Annotated in this window: 3 protein-coding genes; all 3 read right to left on the bottom strand. The window is 66.7% G+C overall.

Annotated features, from left to right (window positions below):
• Positions 1-281 (bottom strand): glycosyltransferase (locus Q4F04_RS05205; RefSeq protein ID WP_303368775.1); only part of this gene is annotated, 281 nt, incomplete at its 3' end.
• Complete coding sequence (locus Q4F04_RS05200) at positions 278-1,033, bottom strand: hypothetical protein (RefSeq protein ID WP_303368774.1); 756 nt, start codon at positions 1,031-1,033, stop codon at positions 278-280. The genes Q4F04_RS05200 and Q4F04_RS05205, both read right to left, overlap by 4 nt.
• A 93-nt stretch (positions 1,034-1,126) precedes the next feature.
• A partial coding sequence (cysC, locus tag Q4F04_RS05195) for an adenylyl-sulfate kinase (RefSeq protein WP_303368773.1) occupies positions 1,127-1,980 on the bottom strand: 854 nt, incomplete at its 5' end.

Genomic DNA, 1,980 nt, shown 5'->3' with positions numbered 1-1,980 from the left:
GGCATCAGCGAGGGGATCAGCAGCCGCAGATAGGTGCTGCGGGTCAGGTGGCCCCGCAGGATCGGCAGGTCGGCGAAATGGTCCGCGTCGATCTCGATCCGCCGGACGGGGATGCCCAGCCGCGCGCCCAGCGCGTCGATCCGGGCGCGGTTCCCGGCCGAGATGCCATTGTCCAGCACCGTCGCACTCAACCCCGGCGTATGGGCCGCCGCCGAGGCGATCAGCACCAGCACGCCGGGGACATAGTTGTCATCCGATCCGGTGACGAGATGCAGGCTCATGGCGCGTCCTCCCAGGCGCGGCGCAGCCAGCCGGTGTCGCCGATGCGGCGATACCAGCGCCCGCCCCGCCCGGCCAGCACATCCGCCATCTTGGGATTGCCCGCGAAAAGGACGATCCGGGCATCCGTCGGACAGGCCGGATCGCGCAGGTAGCTTGCCAGCCCCCGGCCCACGCAGGTGTTCTTGAAGCTGACGCACCAGCCCCGCGGCCAGTAGCCCAGCAGTCCCTGTTGCTGCAGGATGTTGCTGACCATCTGCTGCTCGTGTTCATAGCGGCGGGCGGCCGCCTGCGGGTCGGTGACATAGGTCTCGACGATCTCGGGATGGGCGCCGATCTCGTAGCGGAAGACCGAGGTGTTGCCGACCATGTGCAGGAAGCGGTCGCGCGAGCGGTTCAACCGCCGCAGGGGCTTGGGCCGGAACAGGTCGTCGTCGCGCAGGATCACGAAGCGGCCCGGATGGTCGAAGAACGGGCCGAGCGGCCCGACGATCACCAGATCGAGATCAAGAAACAGCGCCGTGCCGGAAAGCCCGAAAAGATCGGGGTTGAACAGGGCAAGCTTGCGCCAGCGCGTGTCCCGGTTGCCCGGCGGCATGTCGAGCGCGGGCAGCGGATGGGCCTCGATCCGGGGATCAAGCCCGGCTGCATCATCGGTGAAGCAGATGAAGCGGTGCGGCCGGTCCAAGTGCCGCCGCACCCCCGCCGCAAGGTTGTTCACATCCGCCGCGCCGTAAAGCGTGCCCCATTTCATAGAAAGGATCAGGACGGGCTGTGGCATCCGGGGCTCGGGGACGAAAACGCCCTCCGGGTTGGACCGGAGGGCGGCATCTTGTCAATGAGTCGATCAGTTCAGCCCGATCAGCCCCATCTGTTCCAGCTTCAGCAGCACCTGCTGGGCGGCGTAATCGACGTCCACCCCTTCGGTCTGGACGCGCAGTTCGGGCGTCGCGGGTTCCTCGTAGGGGTCCGAGATGCCGGTGAACTCCTTGATCTTGCCTTCGCGGGCCAGCTTGTAGAGCCCCTTGCGGTCGCGGCGCTCGCATTCCTCGAGGCTGGTGGCGACATGGACCTCGACGAAGGCGCCATACTGCTCGACCATCTCGCGCACCGCGCGGCGCGTGGCCGTGTAGGGTGCGATGGGCGCGCAGATGGCGATGCCGCCGTTCTTGGTGATCTCGGACGCGACATAGCCGATGCGCTTGATGTTGATGTCGCGGTGTTCCTTGGAAAAGCCCAGTTCGGACGACAGGTGCTTGCGGACCACATCGCCGTCCAGCAGCGTGACGGGACGGCCGCCCATCTCCATCAGCTTGACCATCAGCGCGTTGGCGATGGTGGACTTGCCGGACCCCGACAGCCCGGTGAAGAACACCGTGAAGCCCTGCTGGTCGCGCGGAGGCGAAGTGCGGCGAAGCTGGGTGACAACCTCGGGGAAGCTGAACCACTCGGGGATGTCCAGCCCCTCCCGCAGGCGGCGGCGCAGTTCCGTGCCCGAGATGTCGAGGATGGTCGCGCCCTCCTCGACCTCGTCGCGGGGTTCATATTGCGCGCGTTCCTGCACGTAGACCATCTGTTTGAAATCGACCATTTCGATGCCGATCTCGTCCTGGTGCTGCCGGAACAGGTCCTGCGCGGCATAGGGATCGTAGAAGTCCTGCCCCTGGCTGTTCTTGCCCGGCCCCGCATGGTCGCGGCCGA

It is taken from the genome of Paracoccus sp. (in: a-proteobacteria), assembly GCF_030536915.1.
GTDB lineage: Bacteria > Pseudomonadota > Alphaproteobacteria > Rhodobacterales > Rhodobacteraceae > Paracoccus.
The sequence above is the reverse complement of the archived record's forward strand: the minus strand, read 5'-3'. Positions and strand labels throughout refer to the sequence as shown.